This is a genomic window from Pantoea sp. LS15 (genome assembly GCF_012241585.1).
In the GTDB taxonomy this organism is placed as follows: Bacteria; Pseudomonadota; Gammaproteobacteria; order Enterobacterales; family Enterobacteriaceae; genus Enterobacter.
In genome coordinates this window covers 48,785-66,752 of sequence record NZ_JAAVXA010000016.1, presented here as the reverse complement: position 1 = coordinate 66,752, position 17,968 = coordinate 48,785, and the positions used below count along the sequence as shown (strand labels likewise).

The following is a 17,968-nucleotide window of genomic DNA, read 5'->3' as shown; positions in this document are numbered from 1 at the left end:
ATCTCCTTAGGCGACCTGAGTGCGCAAACTGCCCGGCTGCACAATCCGTATAACACCGCCCCACTGGCACTGGCAGGTGGAAGGAAGAGTCAGTGCCGGCATCCCGGCGATACGGGTGCGCAACGCGCCCGGCAACCAAGGGGCCGGGATCACCGGCAGGCAAGGCATTGGCGTTAACACCCCCATGGCGGCGGCGGTTGCCGCCGCCACCGTAGGGTTCGCGAGCGAGCGACACATACCGAAAGGCGGTATATTGACCAGTGGTATATGATCTTTAATATTCGCCGCAGGTTTTCCCTCAATCATCACCCGGTTTATTGGCAATACCAATAATGTCGCCGGCGCTATTCCTTGAATACAGGTCAGCATTGCGCCAGCACAAACCACATTCGGCATGACGTTATCATCCAGTACGCGTTGCAGATTAAATCGTATTAAAAGGAATGTTGCAGCCTGTGTTTGAGCTTCAAAACTTCCTCTTTGGTATTTATCGGGGGCACCTCGGGATTAGCGGCGCACAGTGACTGGAAAACAGGGTCATTGGGGTTTCCACCCGAATACACGCCAACGACTTCAATATTCCTCGTTGCCGGCATCCCCTTATAAATATTCACGTAGGGTCGCCCTACGGCCAATATTTCGTTATGTCTCCCTACTGTTTGTTCATTTAACAAATCCAACGGAGTCATCAGCCTACGGAATTTACGAGGGTGGTCAATAAGATACTCCCCCTGCAGATCTCTTCCAGACCATAACGTTTCCACGAGCAATGCATTTCTTTCAACTTTAGTTTTACGCCTGTTTTTATGATCCCTATCGGTACCAATATGGTTGGGAAACCATACATCATAAGGGTGTGTGCCAAGAATATTTTGTTCCGGAACTTTAAGGATAAACCCCACATTCCTTATTCCGCTCTGCCCAGAAAACAAAAAATTGACAAAAGAAAGCGAAATTACATCCCACTGCGAAAAAGTTTGCTCGGCCGGTTGACTTAACAAAACGCTATTCTTATCTCGCACGCCATGGAATAAAAACCCCAAAGCCGAAAGCTTTTGGGCATTCCACTTTGTCAATACATCTTTAGCTGTTTGTCCCATTTACCCCTCCAGTTAGTATAACATTCGTCATAAGCCAAGATATAAAAAATCGAGCACGAAAACCGTCAAAAAACAAAACGCTTTATGACTTTTTATCAACAGATATACTGTCAACAACAATCCGGTCATTTTCCACCTTCAAACGGCAGGCAGAAATCGCAACGTTATCGCGCTGCTGCGCCAACAAATGAAGGCTGAGTGTTGGCAATAGGTCCTGGGTGAGCAGCTCATCGATCCTGCGCCCACCGCTGCTGCTTTCCCGGCAGCGACGAACCAAATCGTCGACCAATTCAGCTTCGTAACTCATCGCTATCTGATAACGTTGCAGCACCCGTTCGCTAATGCACGCCAAGCGTTCAAGAATAATCGCTTTGAGCATCGGCTCATCCAGCGGTAGAAAAGGCACGGCGATCAAACGACCGATAAACGCTGCCGGGAAGACGCGCAGCAACTCTGCCTGCAACGCCTCGTGCAACGCCTCCCCAGCATCTTCTCGCTCTGCATGCTGCGAGATAAGCGCGGAGCCGACATTGCTGGTCATTAAAATCAACGTATTGCGAAAATCAATCAAGTTACCTTCAGCATCTTCCATTCTTCCTTTATCAAACACTTGAAAAAAAAGCTCATGTACATCAGAGTGTGCTTTTTCGATCTCATCCAGCAGCACCACGCTGTGCGGGCGGCGGCGAACGGCCTCCGTTAGTACGCCCCCTTCGCCATAACCGACATAGCCGGGTGGCGCACCTTTCAGCAAGGCGACACTGTGCGCCTCCTGATACTCGCTCATATTAATCGTGATAAGTTGTTGTTCACCACCATACAGCAACTCCGCCAGCGCCAATGCAGTTTCCGTTTTGCCGACGCCGGAAGGCCCCGCCAATAAGAACACCCCGACAGGTTTTTCCGGCTGATCCAGCCCGGCATGCGCGGTCTGAACACGTTTGGCTATCGCCTTCATCGCCTGCGGCTGGCCGAAAATACGCCCCGCTAAATGCGTTTCAAGATTCATTAACGACGCGATCGCATCCTGCCGCAGCGTCGTCAACGGGATCCCCGTCCAGCTCTGTAAGACCTCAGCTACATGCTCGCCGTTGACAAGCACTTCTTGCTCAAGCTGAGCCTGCGATAGCCATTCAGCCTCTTGCGAAACCAGCGCATCCGTTGCGGCTTTCAACTGCCCACGCAAATCATCCAGCGACGTTTTCCCCCGGCTTTCCTCCTCTTCCTCCTGCTGCGACAGATGCAAACCCGAGCTTAAACAGGCAACGCGCTCACGTAGTTCGAGCAGCGCCGTCGGCGGCGTCACCTGATGCAGTCGGGCACCGGCACATGCCGTATCCAGCAAGCTCATCGCCTTGTCCGGCAGCTGACGCTCCGGCAGATAGCGATGCGACAGCCTCACCGCCGCCTCGAGCGCCGATGCCTGAATACGCACGCAATGATGGGACTCCAGAGCCGCTACCGCGCTACGCACCATCGACAGCGCCGCCTCCGGTTCAGGCTCCTCAATGCGAACGACCTGAAAACGGCGTTTCAGCGCCGGATCTTTCTCTATGTACTTTTTATATTCGCGCCAGGTGGTTGCCCCGATGGTGCGTAATGCGCCACGCGCCAGCATCGGCTTGAGCAAGTTCGCCGCATCCGCGGTCCCCGCCTGCCCTCCCGCACCGACCAACGTGTGAACTTCATCGATAAACAGCAACGTGGGCGTCGACGCAGCCTGAATTTCCTCAATCAGCTGATGCAGCCGCTGTTCAAATTCACCTTTCACGCCGGCACCAGCCAGCATCAGGGTAATATCCAACGCCAGAATGCGCGCATCCTGTAACGATGGCGGCACTTCCCCGGCGGCGATCATCAGCGCCAAACCTTCCACGACAGCGGTTTTGCCAACGCCGGCTTCGCCCGCCAGGAGAGGGTTGTTTTGCCGTCGCCGCATGAGAATATCCATCAACAGGCGGATCTCACGGGTACGCCCGCAGACCGGGTCGAGTTTTCCGTTACGCGCCGCCGCCGTCAGATCGCAGGTAAATCGGGCAACCGCCGTATCGTGGCCGTTGTCAAGATCGGTTGCATACGCCGTAACGCGCGTCTCATTCTCCGGCGAACTTCCCAGTATTTCCTGTAACCGCTCACTGAGGACAGCGGCTTCGATGCGAGCAAAACCCGGTGAAATCGCCAATAAACAATTATGGAGTACCGGAGTGGACAGTGCGCCCAATAACAGATGAGCCGTGCGGATCCGCGGCTCATCGTACTGTAACGCGCCACACAGCCAGCCACGCTCCACCAGCTCTTCCAGTTGCAATGAGAAATCAATACCCGATGTTCCCCTTACGGGTAAACGGGATAGAGCCTGATGCAGATCTTTCAGCAGCACGTCTCGCGGGATGCCGAAAAAACCCAGGATTCGATGTAGATCTGAATCTGCGTGCTGCATCACCTGATACAGCCAGTGGACGACTTCAACGTATGCGTGTCTTTTGGCCCGGCAAAGCTCCGTGCCTTGCGCCATGGCGCGATAGCTAAAATCACTTAATTTAGCGAACAATTTTTCACGGCTGATAATGGCCATAATGAAGTCACCCTATGAATAAAAACGCAAGGCGCTGAGTGAACAGGCAGCCCCTTCCCTTTTGCCGGCTTTACCCAGCCAAGTGGCATACCCCAATGCCAATTCCGCGCCCAGCCGCCACGCCGGGCGCTGCGCTGGCGGCAAAGTCAGATTCAATCGCCAGCTAAAACTCTCACCGACATAACGGCGAACAACGCTCACGATCGCCGCAAACTGCGCCTCACCGGGTAGACAGCGCCGGTAAGCAGCAAAGTCTAACGGGCGCAACGTCATAGTGATGTTGTGCTGCGCGCCACAAACCCGCCCCCCCAACGCGATACCCGGGGTAAACCCGCAGCTCCCCAACCTGGGCCTATCGTCAGCGGCCAGCGGCCACCAGGCGCGCTCCAGCGCCGTCACCTCCGCCGCGAGATCGAAAGCCTCGCGCATCACGCGACGCAAGCCGTCGCGACTCCGTCGTTGCTCAATAAACTCACCGTTCATCCACCTCTCGGCGGCCAGAGCGGGAGGTCGGGATTGAGTGCCCGTCAACGCCGAGAGAAAATCCGCTAACGTTTTTCCCGCCCGCGCCTGCGACCATGCGCGATAGAGCACCGTTAACAAACGGTGATGAAAAATATCAAGGAAGTGCGCTAACGACGGATCTTTCTGATTAATCAACCGAAAGTACGCCTCTTCGCTCAGATGCAAAGGCATGGGGGCATTCGGCCCCAGCAAGCCAAAAAAAGTCACTTCCAACCGGGCAGTTTTTTCACCCCGTGGGATAAACCGCTTCACCATCGCCGACTCAAACCCCAGAGAAACGTGCTGCCCCAGGCGTATGGGATCGTCCGTTAATCGCCCGGCCGTGCCCAAAGGGGACGCCGGTAAAAAGGCGCTCTCCACTAATGTCAGCGCACTGAAAAAATCATAGCGCCAGGGTTCCTGACGCAGCGGCTCCAGCACATCTAAATCACCGGACATTGCCCCCTCCTCGCCGCCCACAGCTTCAGAAAGCCCCGCTGACGGCTAGTCAGACTCAGTTCCGTGAAACTGTTCAAAGCGGCATATCTGGTAAGAAAAACGTCAAGCAGAGAGCCGAAAAGCAAGGCGCCAATTCCTTCGTAAGCGGTTTCATCCAACTCCAGCTCAAACCGCGTTCCCCGGGCAAAAACGATCGGACCGGGGCCGGGGAGCCGACGCACAACCGTGCGGCTGCGCAGGATATCTATCCCTGCCAACCAACGTTTTCCTACCTGATTGCCTGGCATCAAAAACAACGCCAGCAGCTCGCGTAGCGCCTGAGCCCCCACCTCGCCCTGATGCGCCGCCAGCGACAAGTAGCCTCGTGATAAGTGATTGATCGCACTGCGGGCTCTCTCACCCGGTTCGGGGGAAGCCAGCGGTCGGGAAGGTCCGGTGATGATGCGGATTGCCCGTACGGGAAGCGGCCTCTCCGGCACCAGATCGGTATTGCCTTTACCCAACGCCATCTGCAGCGGAAGACCGCCGTTGGAACAGACTGCCGTCACCCCCAGCTGCTTTATTTCCGCGCTATTACCGCCATGTACCGAGATGAATACAGTGCTGCTTGCATCGCCACCTTGCCCACATTGCAGCCCGCTGCGGCGCAGTGAGTACTCTCCAATGGTGCGCTCGCCGGGCCAATATCCACCATACAACGGCGCCAGTTGCCCCAGTTCACGCCCGTTTGCAGCAAAGGCGCGTACCGATAACACCCTATGCAGCAGGTGATCTTGCCGACGAATACGATCGATAATCACCGGGTACTCATGGGAGTAATGATCGATACGGATCCGATCGCAACGTCGATGAAACATATTCGCTATCGGCGCACAAAACAGGGCTATCGCCTCCGCGTTTAGCGCTTTTGATAAGACCGGCACACGCGTGTTAAGAACCATCACGATATCCAGGCAATCCACAGGGTGGCTCTTCACGACCTCACGCAAACCGACCAACCGCACAAAGCGGTAGCCCTGAGGAAAGGCAAAGAAATGCTTCAGTACGGTATAATCTGAGCCTGCGTCCTCCAGGATGGCGGGATTAAGCATGCCATCCGGGTGGATGTGAACGCCTTCACACCAGCGTTCTGCGCCAACTTCACCGATAGCCACCCCGCTACACTGCACGATCATCGCCTCATACAGCGCAGCCGCATGAACGCCGTCAGGTATGTACACAGAGAGTTCATCCATATCCAAATCGGAAAACAGCTGCCCGCCCTGTGTACACAAACGAAGGCGAAGCTGCGCAACGCCCTGAGCCTCTCCGCCCCCGACCATGCCGGACAAAGGAGCGGCGACGTAGCTGACCGCCGAAAGTACGATAGGCCACAACGTTACCGGAGAAAGCAGACGAAATTCACAGCGCGTGATGGGTCGATCGGCATGCTCGGCCTCACTTAATCTTTCCCCCGCAGGCAAGGTATACCCCTCTTTCAGGGATCCCTCCCCCCAATCCGGCGTCAGCTGCGCCACGGCAAAAGCAGGCGTTGGTGTCAAAACCTCGGGTTGCACTAATGAGAGCAAATTCTCCGAAAATTGCGGAAAGGCGGCCTCCAGTTGCAATTGAATGCGCGCGGTTAAAAAAGCGACACCCTCGAGCAATCTCTCAACGGAAGGATCCGGTGCACCTTGTTCGGCCATCCCGAGGCGAGAAGCGATGCCAGGATAATCTGCGGCGAATTCTTGCCCCGCTTCGCGCAGGAATTGCAATTCACGCTCGTAATGACGCAATAAATTGTTATCCATAGGCCGTTCCTGAATAAAATGGCAACACCTGCACCTCGCCGCTGTCGGTATTCCAGCGTGAGTTCAGGCTAAAAGAAAATCTCTCCCATTGATAACTCACTGTCCCCTCAATAATAAAATTGAGTAGCGTTCCAGTATCATCCTCTTTTCTGGCAAAACTGACTTGCAAGCTATAGCCATCAATTCGCGGCTCAAAACGTAAAATCGCGTCGCGAATACGTCTGGATAGTTTCAGCGTATCAATACCCGACACGGTCATGCCGGCAAGATTGACCACACCAAAGTTCAATACGGAAGAAGCGGTGTAGGGGTAGGCCTTCTGCTGCACCAGGTCTTCATTACCGCTCGCATTGAACAAAATAGACAGGCGACCACATAAATAATCAGTAATCTGCCTTTTCGCACTTTCCGACAGCCTGGTATCAAGGCGGATTGGTGCATCTGGAATAAACCGCTCCAGTAAGGGCAATGCACGATTTACGGTTGACATGCTGGCGGCCTATCATTAATAGGCAAGTGCGATTGTCACACTTGCCTGGGGCTAAAAAAAATTTACGCTGGTGCGTGTTTCAACAGGTCCCATTTTTTACGGACTTCCGGCGTTTTATCCTTACCGGTATATTCTGTATATGCGTATTCAATATTAGTAAAGTTAATCTGAATGCTTTCCGTAGGGCGACCGCCGCTCGATTTCGCTGAATAGCCGCTAACAATCGCCTCGGCCAATTTCAGCTCCATAAAGACCTGATTGGTATTATCTTCTCCTGCGGTTTGAATCAGATGAACGGTCGTCTCTCCAAGAGTCTTTCCCGTCAGAGATTGCAGAAACAAGTTAGGCGAAGAAATATCTCCATCCTTGTTCAAAATGAGCTCAGAAACATAAGGCTGACCGGTTTCACGCTCGCTGTTAGTCACATGGATATGACGCCCTGAAGAAAGCAGCATGTCATTAAACTCAATCCACCCCTCATGGCCTTTAACCTTGGAATTGCCTTTAATTTCTGTCGCAAACTTTAATAAAATCACAATACATCCTCATTGATAAATTAAGTCTATGGAATATCAGGAAGCAGCCGACGGTAACTTGGCAGTAAGGCGCAATGAAACCGTTAACCCCTCCAACTGATAGTGAGGTTGCAAAAAGAACTTAGAGCGATAATAGCCCGGATTACGTTCGTCCTCTTCTACAACAACCTGTGCTCCGGCTAAAGGCTTGCGCGCTTTATCCTCATCCGAGGCGGTAGCCGGGTTATACTCTACGTACTGATTAATCCAGTTATTTAGCCAACTCTCCATATCCTCACGCGTTTTAAAACTGCCGACTTTGTCACGCACAATACATTTCAGATAATGCGCGAAGCGACAAGTGGCGAATAAATAGGGTAAACGCGCCGCCAAATTCGCATTGGCCGTAGAATGCGGATCATCATACTCCTGGGGCGCATGCAAAGACTGCGCGCCGATAAAGACGGCACTAGTGCTGTTTTTACGGTAAATCAGTGGCATGAAGCCACTTTTTGCCAGTTCCAGCTCACGACGGTCGCTAATGGCGATTTCCGTCGGGCAGGTGGTGTCGATCCCGCCATCAGCTGAAGGGAATGTGTAAACAGGCAAGCCATCAATCGCCCCACCGGACTCCACGCCGCGGATACGTGAACACCAGCCGTAAGCCTTGAAAGAACGGTTAATATTGACCGCCATCGCATACGCGGAGTTCGCCCAGACAAAGTTTTCCGCTTTCCCTTCTGTCGTTTCTTCAAAGTGAAAATCCTCGACGGGAGCCGTACTGGCACCATAGGGTATACGCGCCAGAAAGCGCGGTAACGTCAGGCCGACGTAGCGGGCATCTTCAGAGGCACGGAAATCACGCCAGGCGGCATAATCCGGCGTCATAAACAGCTTGCTGATCTCGCGCGGGTTCGCCAGCTCTTGCCAGGACTCCATCATCATCACCGACGGTTCCACTGCTGAAATCAATGGCGCATGGGCTGCGGAAGCGATTTTAGCCATCGCACTGAGTAGCGCGACGTCCTGAGGAGAGTGGTCAAAATAGAAATCGGCAATTAACGCACCGTAGGGCTCACCGCCAAACTGACCATACTCCTGTTCGTAAACTTTCTTAAACAGCGGGCTTTGATCCCAGGCCACACCTTTATATTTACGCAGGTCCAGATACAATTCTCTTTTCGACACATTAAGGAAGCGGATCTTCTGCATCTCATCCGTTTCAGTATTGCTGACCAAAAAATGTAAACCACGCCAGGCGGATTCAAGCTGAATAAACTTTTCATGATGGAGAATCGCGTTGACCTGTGCAGAAAGCTTTTTATCAATTTCCGCAATCAGAGATTCAATCGTAACCTGAGTATCTTCGACAATCAGTTCCGTATGCCTCAGCGCATACTGCGACAGTGTCTGCACCGCATGTTCAACGGCATTTTGCAGTTGTGATGTCTTAGGCCTAAACTCCCGTTTTAACAGGCTGTTAAAATCATCTGCCGCGAGCTCAACCGTTGCCGAGGTGTTAATTTCGTTTTCTGTTTGCGTACTCATTCTTTATCTCCTTCGACGACATTTTCCTGCGTTTCCGCCTTCTCGCCCAGTTGAGCACCCAATGATCCCATCAGCGCCTCGTTAGCCAACAGATCGGCAACCAGTTGTTCGGCACCCGTTTTGCCATCCATATAAGTCATCAAATTGGCTAACCGGTTACGTGCCTCCAGCAGCTCGCGTAGGGGCTCTACGTTGCGCGCGATAGCCCCAGGGGAGAAGTCATCCATTTGGCTGATGTCCAATTTCAGCACCATCTCGCCTTCATTGGTTAACGCATTCGGCACACTGATCTCAATGGAAGGATTAATCGCCCGTAAACGGTCATCGAAATTATCCACATCAATTTCTAAAAAATGCCGATCAGCAATGGGGGGTAATGCCTGACGATTATCCCCGGAGAGATCGGCGATCACCCCATTAATAAATGGCAACTGAACTTTCTTATCATCACCTTGAACGTCAACATCATATTCAATTTGCACACGAGGAGCCCGATTGCGCCCAATAAACTTTTGGCCATTGTCTTTTATTGCCATGTGATTATCCTTTTCATTTAGTCGTCCTGGTCATTGAGCCCGACGAGACCTTTAATTTTCTCAATGCTCTCAGGGGTTAATTCATTGATGATTTGCAAAAAATCCATCTCGACGAGTTTCTTTGCTCGCTCTATCAATAATGGAATTGGGCTATTCGGTTCATGACTGCGGTAATACCGGCAAACCTCATCCAACGCCCGGATAACGTCGGCACGACCGCGGCAGCTTCCGGAGAATGGATGTGATAAAGTCGCACCCACCTCCGCATGAGCCGTCAGCGCCTCTTCGCCCTCAACCGGTATTTTCAGATAAGGGCGCAGCAGCGCAACTCTGCGTTGCAAAATGGCATTGAGCGGCTGCAAAGGTAACCCGGCCACCGCCCCAACCCGTTCGCAAAGTGCACTATGAATGCGCTCCACGGCATCAAGCATCCGTTGCAACACATAAAACGAATCATGAAAAGCGGCGATTTCATCTTCCGCCGATAAACGTTGCAACCTCTCAATGCTGTCGTTTCTCCGCACCTCAGCGTTCTGGTCATTACCGGAAACCATCTCGCCTTCCAACCAGGCAAAACACACACCTTCCTCGTCTGAATTCCCCAGCAGAGGTAAACGTCCCAGCACTTTCCCAACCGTATTTGGCGCACATAAATACGCCAGCGAATTCAGGCGCAGCAGCGGATCAAAATCATCCTCCGCCAGCAATTGGGGATGCAGATCGTCCCAGCGCTGTTCGATGAGCGCGTGAAGCAGATCCAGACCAGCGCAGAAACCTTCCATTCCTTCGCATTTCAGCAAGGCATAGCTTTGATAAACGGCAATCCGAAGATCGAGGCTACGCTGGAGTAATTCTCCGCACTGCTCTTCAACCCAACGCCAGTCAATCTCATCCGGCAGGTAGATGCGATCGCCGTACTGAACATCCTCTTTTTCTTCCAGTACCTGAAGCAGGGCATGAAACTGCGGATCGAATTCCAGATCGCTACCTGCAGGGCGTAATATCAGCGCTTGTATGTCATCGTGAGAATACATTCCCCATCACTCCTGTACTGTATTTCAAATACCGGACGCCAGATCCGTGCTGTCGTTAAAGCTAACCCAATCTGTTCAAAGCTTTCGTCATCTCCTCTCCTCAATATTTGTAGGAAGCATCCGACATCAAGCTGATTAATACCCAAAATTGAAAGTCATCAATTCCCTACATCCCTTATCCTCTCGTCCTCTTTTTAGATGCAGCATTTTTATCTAAGATATTGACCGCACTTATTCTTAAAAAAAGAACCACTCTACGTAAGGAGACCGCGATGAATAAAGGCGATGAACTCTTCAGTAAGTATGAGTATGGTGACAATAGTGAATATAAAAGTTGCTACTTTGACGCCAACCGCCAACATTTGCATCAGGGAATGTGTCTGGCAACCTCTACCTATGTGATCACCTTAGCCAGTGCCAATACAATAATTAGTTTCTCAGAGACGCACATTAGTCCCGAACATGCGTATCAAAAAATCGCCAGCATGCAGTCCAGATATAACAGCACCCAAGGGGTAAGCAATTCTGAATATATCCGTATCATTTTTGAAAGTATTAAAAAATCTCATCCAGATAATTTTCACAGCAGAGGAAGAAGTAACGACATACTAATTACGGCGGACTGCAACAGGATTCTGAAAAAAATCGTAGAACACCGGGAGCGGTTCCCCTGCGGTATTTTCACAGTGAAGAGCCCGAGCGGTGACCATGCGTTTGCTTTTTGTTGCGATTCGACTTTCTTCTATCTATTCGATCCCAACAGAGGCTTTATGCGATTTAACCGAAGCAGCCAAACAGAGCTTCAGCCTGCATTTGACTATCTTGTCAACCACGATAATGCTAACAATACCTTCGGCCATGGTTACCTTTTATACTGCAAATATCCCGCCAACGTGCCCATGCCCGGCATGTTCTGACTGGGTCTCTTGGTAGTGCGATGCAAACCGAACTCACCCTGCCTTCAGCACCAGAAAATGCCTATACAAACAAGCGTATTGAATCGCACCGGGTTTCCGGGAGAATAAACTCTCATTGAAAGGAGACGCTAAATGACTTCGAAATCAGCAAACCTTTACTCCCCGGAATGTCCTAAGCGGACCGTCAGGATGTTGCTGGATCAGCGCGTGAGTACCGTTCTGAACACGCAGTCATCCATTCTCCCACGCCTAAAATCGGCTGCAACACCGTCTATACGCATGCAGACAGTTGACTGACCAGTGTTGAGATCCAGATCAAGCAGGCAGAATAGGAGAATACGGATAGCTTCAGCATTCCCGGCCTGAAGGGTTAACACGTCCTCCAGGACAATATGGCGGTGGTAAGTTTCGGCGTCGAGGTCTAAGGCAAGTTGTCCCTGGAAGGCAAAATCTTCGATGCCAACCTGAATCCTAAAGGTCAGTTCAGCAAGGCGCTCTAAAGCGGCTCACAGGACGAGCTGCAGGATGTGAGTGCCGGCAAATACACGCTGGTGATTACCGACACCAATGACAATGGCCAAACCCTGCAGGAAAGTTCCACTTTTTATATGCAGTGAATGCAGTTAGTCGATGAACATAGCATTCTTTTTCAGCAGTCCAGATTAGCCATTGCAGTTACAGCAACGCTGGCCTGATGCAACGTCAGACTAGTCAAGTGTTGCTGGGCCATCTATCAGTCACGACACACGAAGAACAGAGAGTTAATTAGGGTAATAATCACACGGACATCATTGAGCCAAGGGATCAGTTATTGTTAGAATGTTCCTCATGGACTACAATCAGGCGATTTGGACTACAAAAAAATCGATTTGTACTACCTCCCCCCTCCGTCAGGACGATACAGGAAAATTCCTACTTCAAGAATAATAAAGCTCGTTCGGGTCAGTTCATGACTAAGAGAAAAAACCAAATGGGTTATGTAAAAGGAAAAAGTTGCCGCGGTGCCTGCGGCAACAAAGATTATCCCTTCATATATATCATTATTATATCTGAAGTATACCCATTTTATTTATACGGTTCTCTCAGTTAAATCGACTCTTTTTGTAGGAAATGTCTGTCGGATGTTGCTAGTTCATGCACGACGTATTACAGGGCATAACACCGCATACTGACAATTATTTCCGTCTTCTTATCGATTTGTTTTGATGAGGTATAACATGAAAGGTGCTTTGATTGTTGATGATCATCCTTTAATGAGAATGGCCATAAGGCTTATTTTAGAAAAAAATAATGTTGAGGTCTTGGGTGAAGCATCAGACGGCCCTACCGCTATCCACCTGGCCAAACAGCTGTATCCCTCACTGGTTATACTTGATATTAGTATTCCCAAGATGGACGGGCTGGAAGTTATTTCTCGTATGCGCGCTCAAGGGATGCAGCAAAAGATCTTGGTGATTTCCTCACATAATCAGGAACACTTCGCCAGCCGTAGCGCCTTGGCCGGCGCACAAGGGTTTATTGGTAAAAACGAGGCGCTGGATGAATTATGGGAAGCCGTAAAAACGCTACTCTCCGGGCGGGTTTATTTTCCCTTAGGCGTTTTTCCGCAAGGTCATCGCACTATACAGAGCCAGAGTGACAGCGAATCGCAACGTATAAGCTCTTTATCTAATCGCGAAATGATTGTTTTACAGTATCTTGCCAGGGGTTGGAACAATAAAGCCATCGCTGAGGAACTGTTGCTCAGCAGCAAAACGGTCAGTACGTACAAAGCCCGTTTACAAACAAAACTGGAGACCCAAAATATCGTCGATTTGCTTTCACTGGCTAAACGCCATGCGCTGATCGAGTAAAACAACCGCATGCATTCTTGTGAGTGCATGCGGCTTTCATGTCATGAGACTTTCTTGCTCACCTGTAACCAATTCTGGATAACCTGGTTCAACGTATCCAGGTGAATTTTCGTTTCCTCCCAAGCCTGCATAATCTCTGAACGCGAAGGTGCATCCTGATTACACAGTGATTCAAGATTCATACAATATTGCGCCGATACATTTGCACCAATAATTTGTGTTGCACCGGAAATGCGGTGTATACAAACCGCCAGTTCTCGCCAGTCTTCGCGTTCAACACACTCTTGCGCGGTGCATAAATCATCAGCGTTACTGTTCAATGTGGTGTCCAGCAATTCTCTCATGAGTTGTTCGTCGTGCTGAGTCAGGTTCCGTAACCCCTCATAATTCAAATAATTTTCAAGAGAGACTTCAACCATTGGATGTGGATACAGACGTTGCGCAGCATCTTCCAGAATTTTTTGTAGCTGTTGCAACTGCAAGGGTTTAAATAAACAGTCATCCATTCCAGCCTCCTGACACCTGAGGCGCTCCTCCGGCCAGGCATTGGCCGTCAACCCCAGAATAATTGTCGGCTTCGTCTGATGTTCACGAATCAATCGGGTCAATGCCAATCCATCCATGCCCGGCATACTACAGTCAGTAATCACGATTTCATACAGTTCAGACTGCCACAGCGACCAACCTTCGTTACCGTCACGTGCTTCTGTTACTTGGTGACCCAGAAGAGCGAGCTGCCGTTTTAGCAACAAGCGGTTCGCAGGGTGGTCATCTACCGCCAGAATGCGCAGCGCAACAAGGTTCCTGGAAGGTTCCATTTCAGGAGTCGGTTGAAGCAGAGGCCGCGCCATATTCTGTTCTACCGGAACCGTAAAGGTCACCTTAGTACCCTGATCCAACTGGCTAGTCATCGATATTTCGCCCCCCATCATCTGGATAAGCTGGGCGCAGATCGCCAACCCCAGCCCGGAACCGCCCTGAATGGCACCGTTCTGAGCCTGTACCCAAGGTTCGAAGATATCCTTCAATTCGAGAGGGGAGATCCCTTTACCCGTATCCTGCACGCTGATCTTTAGCAATGCATGTTCACTTTCGGCGCCGGGCAGTAGATCCATATCAATATCTACGCCCCCTTTCTCCGTGAACTTTACTGCATTGCCCACCAGATTGGAAATCACCTGCCGAATACGCAGCGGATCGATGAATACTTCATAGGGCAGAACCGCCGGCAATGAGCAACGCAAGCGTAAATTTTTCTGCCGGGCCAATCCTTCGAATATCCTGACCACAGGGGTCAATAACTCCGTGGTTCGTACCCACTCCGGCGATAACTCAAGACGTCCGGACTCGATGCGCGCCATATCCAGAATATCACCGATAATTCCCATCAGAGTTTTTGCCGAACTCCATGCCACGCGTACGGGGTCATCGCTATCTTGGCTATCGGACGTTTTTACCGCTAGCTCCAGCAAGCCGATGATCGCACTCACCGGGGTCCGGATTTCATGGCTCATGGTGGCAAGAAACGTGCTTTTTGCCCGATTTGCCTGTTCGGCGTGCTCTCGAGCTTCTGATAACGCCGCGGCCAGAGTTTCATGTTCGGTAATATCCATCCACGTACAGATCAACCCCTCGATGTGGGCGCCTGAACGGGAATAAGTCATCGCATAGTGAACAATGGTATGTTCGTCTTCTCCGTCGAAAAGTCGTACCGTTCGGGTGTCACTTTTATTGTGATGCTCATCACCCCCTAACAGCGGGGTGAGCCACTTCCAGACCTCATGTAGCGGGTTATCCGCATGCTGGATCCCTTTATTAAGCTTATCTCGCTGATTTATTTTGAAAAAAGCACCCCATGCATGGTTTGACATAACCATTTCACCATGTCGATCCACCACATAGAGAGGAATTGGTATGCTGTTCAGCAGGGTTTCATTAAATCTGAGTTGCGCCTGGAGATTTTTCTTCGCCTGCTTGCGGGCGGTGGCTTCTCGACGTAAATAGAAGATCCACAAGAATGACATGAATGTGACTACGGCAGCGCCCCCCGCCAATAGCAAGAATTGAGTACGGTAAATATCCCATGTGTTCAACTTAACGTCTGGTCGGGTTTGCCATTTACTCAGGATAACCGCCATATTGTTCGGGCTGATGCTCTCAAGGCCCTTATTAAGAATACTAAGTAGTTCAGGCTGGTCACGACTAACCGCAAAACGTATCGCGGCTGATTTCTGCCCTACCTGCCCTACGATAACCAATTGCCCTTTAAAGTAGTGGTCAATCATATAGGTTGTGCTAAACAGATTATTCACAGCCGCTTCGACTTTCCCCTCAACCACCCATTGCATAGCGATATTGGCATTGGGCGCCTCAATAATCTGAACCCCTGGGTAACTCGATCTCAACGTCTGTTTCAGCGCATTTCCCTTTACGATGGCTATTTTGTTTCCTGCAGCGATGGCAACATTTGTACCGCGCACGGCGCTGACAACCATCACAAAAGGCGAAGAGAAATAAGGCCGGGAAAATAGCAAATTCTTACTGCGCTCCTCACTTTCGCTGATGGCCCCCATGAACATCGCGTCATGTTGGTGAACTTCTTCCGACATCTCATCCACGCTGTATGCTGGAACACTCTGAAAACGCAGGCCGGTACGCAGTTGAAGCAGCCGCAGGACATCGGCCGTTACACCAAAAAAGTGCCCTTGGTCATCAATGACGGTAAATGGCGCGTAGAATTTATTGACAGACACCTTCACTACCGCATTGTTTGCTAACCATTTCTGCTCTATGGACGTAAATGAAATCTTTTTACCCACGCGCCACAAATCAGCACGCTCCCCCCACTGCTGCAAGATAAGCTGATGTTGCGTATCCGGAATAGCAGCCAGTACGCGGTTTATACTCTCAAGTAAGACCGTGTTATCCTGCCGTAGCACGAATCGACCCCCTGTATCTCGTTCGGAGTAGGATTCCTTTACTTCCAGATAAGGGCCGTAATTTCGGTCAAGCTGGTAAGTCGAAGCCACCAGGCTGCCGATGTAAAAATCGCTGTTGCCAAAGGCGACTGAGGCTAACGCCTCATCATCCGAATTAAAATCTACGATTCGTACATGGGGAAAACGCTGTTCCAACCAGTGATAATCGGTATACCAACGAGAGACGGCCAGCTGCATTCCTTCAGTGTAGTGAAAGACTTCTTCACCATGTTTGCGAGCGCTCACCAGAACCGGATTATCACTGATAATGCGGTCAGTAGCGATTAACCCATTGTCATTCCCAATCGGCAGCATCTTACCGGTCGGGTCCACCAGCAAGTCGACGGAACGGTTTTTCAACGCGGCGACAGCTTCGTCACGATTAGCATATTCATGAACAACCACCCGGAGCCCGAGATACTGAGAAATGAGCCAGATATAATCTGCCGTAATCCCTTCGTACACCCCTTCATCCGTGAACATATCAAGAGGGGAAATAGAAGGCTGCCAAACGGCGACATTCAGGACCCGCTTTTCACCTAACCAACGCCAGGCTGAATCCTCGAGATAAAAGTCCCGCGGCCTATAGTTCTCCCGGCTGTAAATCTGTAAAAGTTGGGCGGAGGAGGCATTCTGAAGACCCCCAACACAGAGAACAATCAAAACCAATGCGGCTTTCAGGAAAGCGTTCAACTCAGGTATCCAGTTTATGACGGCGGCCAAAATCGACCAATGCCAGCGTAGTATTCGTAGCAGGATCAACATCCAACTTCAGTTTGCTGAGCATGCGTCTCTTATAAGTACTCACGGTCTTGGTGCTCAAGTGCATTTGCTGAGCAATATCAACAATGCGGCCACCGCGAACCAGTTCCTGCAAAACTTTTAACTCCCGCATCGTCAGGGAGGCAATCGCTTCTTTTTCCTGTTCCGGCAGATGATTGGCACCTTTATGCAAACGTTTCAGTGGAAAGTAACCATATCCGCGGGAGATCGCTCGCATGGCATCCCCCAGTTCTTCCAGATTATTGCGCTTGCTGATAAAGGCATCAGCACCAATGCCCATACAACGGTTCTGATAATGTTCATCGTCCCGGGCGGTTAAGACCAAAATACCGCCTTCGTAACCGCTGCGCCGCAATTTTTCAATCAGCTCCATCCCGCTCAGAGAAGGGATATCCAGATCAATAATTACCACATCTGGCACAGGAGTGAGATGGCGTAGCTGACTGAGCGCTTGCATTCCATCATCTGCCTCACCAATAACGGTGTTCCCCTCTTTATTCAACAGCATCCTCACCGCCAGGCGGGCAACAGGGTGATCATCGACAATAAATATATTAGACATGAATCCATCTCACAAAGTCATTGACACCAGTGATACCATAACAAATTCATTTCCAGGAGGAAATGCGCTCGTTACACCCTTCCGTTGTCCCCGTCAAAGGCTCCCCTTCCCCCCTATTTTAGCCTGAGCCGATCGCCAGTCTCCTACACTGAGTGTAGCGACAAGGCTCCCTCTTGCCATTAAGAGAGGGTACTGCGTCTGTTTCCCTGAGTTAAAAGAGGCAATATAGCAAAACAGCTTACACTTCCGGGCGTTTGAAGAGAGATAAGTGGTGTGCGAACACAGGCAGAAGTAAGTAAGGAAAGAACTACATAAGAGTACGGG

Annotated in this window: 14 protein-coding genes; 2 read left to right on the top strand and 12 right to left on the bottom strand. The window is 50.7% G+C overall.

The window, feature by feature from the left end:
• Positions 1–6 precede the first annotated feature (6 nt).
• The 10 genes from HED65_RS19515 to tssA form a co-directional block, all read right to left on the bottom strand.
• The gene (locus tag HED65_RS19515; RefSeq protein WP_114979804.1) at positions 7–396 is read right to left on the bottom strand and encodes a DUF4280 domain-containing protein; all 390 of its coding nucleotides are present in this window, start codon (positions 394–396) and stop codon (positions 7–9) included.
• A 38-nt stretch (positions 397–434) separates the two neighbouring features.
• Complete coding sequence (locus HED65_RS19510; RefSeq protein ID WP_114979803.1) at positions 435–1,100, bottom strand: hypothetical protein; 666 nt, start codon at positions 1,098–1,100, stop codon at positions 435–437.
• An 82-nt stretch (positions 1,101–1,182) separates the two neighbouring features.
• A complete protein-coding gene (locus tag HED65_RS19505) occupies positions 1,183–3,675 on the bottom strand; it encodes an AAA family ATPase (protein ID WP_114979802.1) in 2,493 nt (830 codons plus the stop codon).
• A 12-nt stretch (positions 3,676–3,687) separates the two neighbouring features.
• The gene (gene tssG / locus HED65_RS19500) at positions 3,688–4,638 is read right to left on the bottom strand and encodes a type VI secretion system baseplate subunit TssG (RefSeq protein ID WP_114979801.1); all 951 of its coding nucleotides are present in this window, start codon (positions 4,636–4,638) and stop codon (positions 3,688–3,690) included.
• On the bottom strand, positions 4,623–6,428 hold the full coding sequence (gene tssF / locus HED65_RS19495) for a type VI secretion system baseplate subunit TssF (protein ID WP_114979800.1): 1,806 nt from the start codon (positions 6,426–6,428) through the stop codon (positions 4,623–4,625). Before tssF ends, tssG begins: the two co-directional genes overlap by 16 nt.
• Entirely contained in the window at positions 6,421–6,918 is a 498-nt protein-coding gene (locus tag HED65_RS19490; RefSeq protein WP_114979799.1) for a type VI secretion system baseplate subunit TssE, read from the bottom strand. The genes tssF and HED65_RS19490 overlap by 8 nt, the downstream gene beginning before the upstream one ends.
• A 62-nt stretch (positions 6,919–6,980) precedes the next feature.
• Positions 6,981–7,454 carry an Hcp family type VI secretion system effector gene (locus HED65_RS19485; protein ID WP_168112415.1) on the bottom strand — a complete coding sequence of 158 codons (474 nt, stop codon included), beginning with the start codon at positions 7,452–7,454 and terminating at the stop codon, positions 6,981–6,983.
• 36 nt (positions 7,455–7,490) lie between these two features.
• Positions 7,491–8,981, bottom strand: coding sequence for a type VI secretion system contractile sheath large subunit (tssC, locus tag HED65_RS19480; protein ID WP_114979797.1), 1,491 nt, complete (start codon positions 8,979–8,981; stop codon positions 7,491–7,493).
• Entirely contained in the window at positions 8,978–9,517 is a 540-nt protein-coding gene (gene tssB, locus HED65_RS19475) for a type VI secretion system contractile sheath small subunit (RefSeq protein WP_114979796.1), read from the bottom strand. Before tssB ends, tssC begins: the two co-directional genes overlap by 4 nt.
• A 17-nt stretch (positions 9,518–9,534) precedes the next feature.
• Complete coding sequence (tssA, locus tag HED65_RS19470; protein WP_114979795.1) at positions 9,535–10,551, bottom strand: type VI secretion system protein TssA; 1,017 nt, start codon at positions 10,549–10,551, stop codon at positions 9,535–9,537.
• A gap of 272 nt (positions 10,552–10,823) precedes the next feature.
• On the opposite strand from tssA, the gene HED65_RS19465 reads away from it, so the two are divergent.
• Together HED65_RS19465 and HED65_RS19460 are read left to right on the top strand one after the other, a co-directional pair.
• On the top strand, positions 10,824–11,468 hold the full coding sequence (locus HED65_RS19465) for a hypothetical protein (RefSeq protein WP_114979794.1): 645 nt from the start codon (positions 10,824–10,826) through the stop codon (positions 11,466–11,468).
• 1,217 nt (positions 11,469–12,685) lie between these two features.
• Positions 12,686–13,321: a response regulator transcription factor gene (locus tag HED65_RS19460; RefSeq protein ID WP_114979793.1), complete on the top strand. Its 636-nt coding sequence runs from the start codon at positions 12,686–12,688 to the stop codon at positions 13,319–13,321.
• A gap of 41 nt (positions 13,322–13,362) precedes the next feature.
• Here HED65_RS19460 and HED65_RS19455 read toward each other — a convergent pair whose 3' ends face one another.
• Together HED65_RS19455 and HED65_RS19450 are read right to left on the bottom strand one after the other, a co-directional pair.
• Positions 13,363–16,992: an ATP-binding protein gene (locus tag HED65_RS19455; protein ID WP_223256841.1), complete on the bottom strand. Its 3,630-nt coding sequence runs from the start codon at positions 16,990–16,992 to the stop codon at positions 13,363–13,365.
• Between the two features lies 1 nt (position 16,993).
• The gene (locus HED65_RS19450; RefSeq protein WP_114979791.1) at positions 16,994–17,644 is read right to left on the bottom strand and encodes a response regulator; all 651 of its coding nucleotides are present in this window, start codon (positions 17,642–17,644) and stop codon (positions 16,994–16,996) included.
• Positions 17,645–17,968 lie beyond the last annotated feature (324 nt).

Coding starts and splice junctions, on each gene's coding strand:
- HED65_RS19515 (WP_114979804.1), bottom strand. CDS start 396: ATGCCGAATGTGGTTTGTGCTGGCGCAATGCTGACCTGTATTCAAGGA.
- tssG (WP_114979801.1), bottom strand. CDS start 4,638: ATGTCCGGTGATTTAGATGTGCTGGAGCCGCTGCGTCAGGAACCCTGG.
- HED65_RS19510 (WP_114979803.1), bottom strand. CDS start 1,100: ATGGGACAAACAGCTAAAGATGTATTGACAAAGTGGAATGCCCAAAAG.
- tssC (WP_114979797.1), bottom strand. CDS start 8,981: ATGAGTACGCAAACAGAAAACGAAATTAACACCTCGGCAACGGTTGAG.
- HED65_RS19465 (WP_114979794.1), top strand. CDS start 10,824: ATGAATAAAGGCGATGAACTCTTCAGTAAGTATGAGTATGGTGACAAT.
- tssF (WP_114979800.1), bottom strand. CDS start 6,428: ATGGATAACAATTTATTGCGTCATTACGAGCGTGAATTGCAATTCCTG.
- HED65_RS19450 (WP_114979791.1), bottom strand. CDS start 17,644: ATGTCTAATATATTTATTGTCGATGATCACCCTGTTGCCCGCCTGGCG.
- tssB (WP_114979796.1), bottom strand. CDS start 9,517: ATGGCAATAAAAGACAATGGCCAAAAGTTTATTGGGCGCAATCGGGCT.
- HED65_RS19460 (WP_114979793.1), top strand. CDS start 12,686: ATGAAAGGTGCTTTGATTGTTGATGATCATCCTTTAATGAGAATGGCC.
- HED65_RS19490 (WP_114979799.1), bottom strand. CDS start 6,918: ATGTCAACCGTAAATCGTGCATTGCCCTTACTGGAGCGGTTTATTCCA.
- HED65_RS19505 (WP_114979802.1), bottom strand. CDS start 3,675: ATGGCCATTATCAGCCGTGAAAAATTGTTCGCTAAATTAAGTGATTTT.
- tssA (WP_114979795.1), bottom strand. CDS start 10,551: ATGTATTCTCACGATGACATACAAGCGCTGATATTACGCCCTGCAGGT.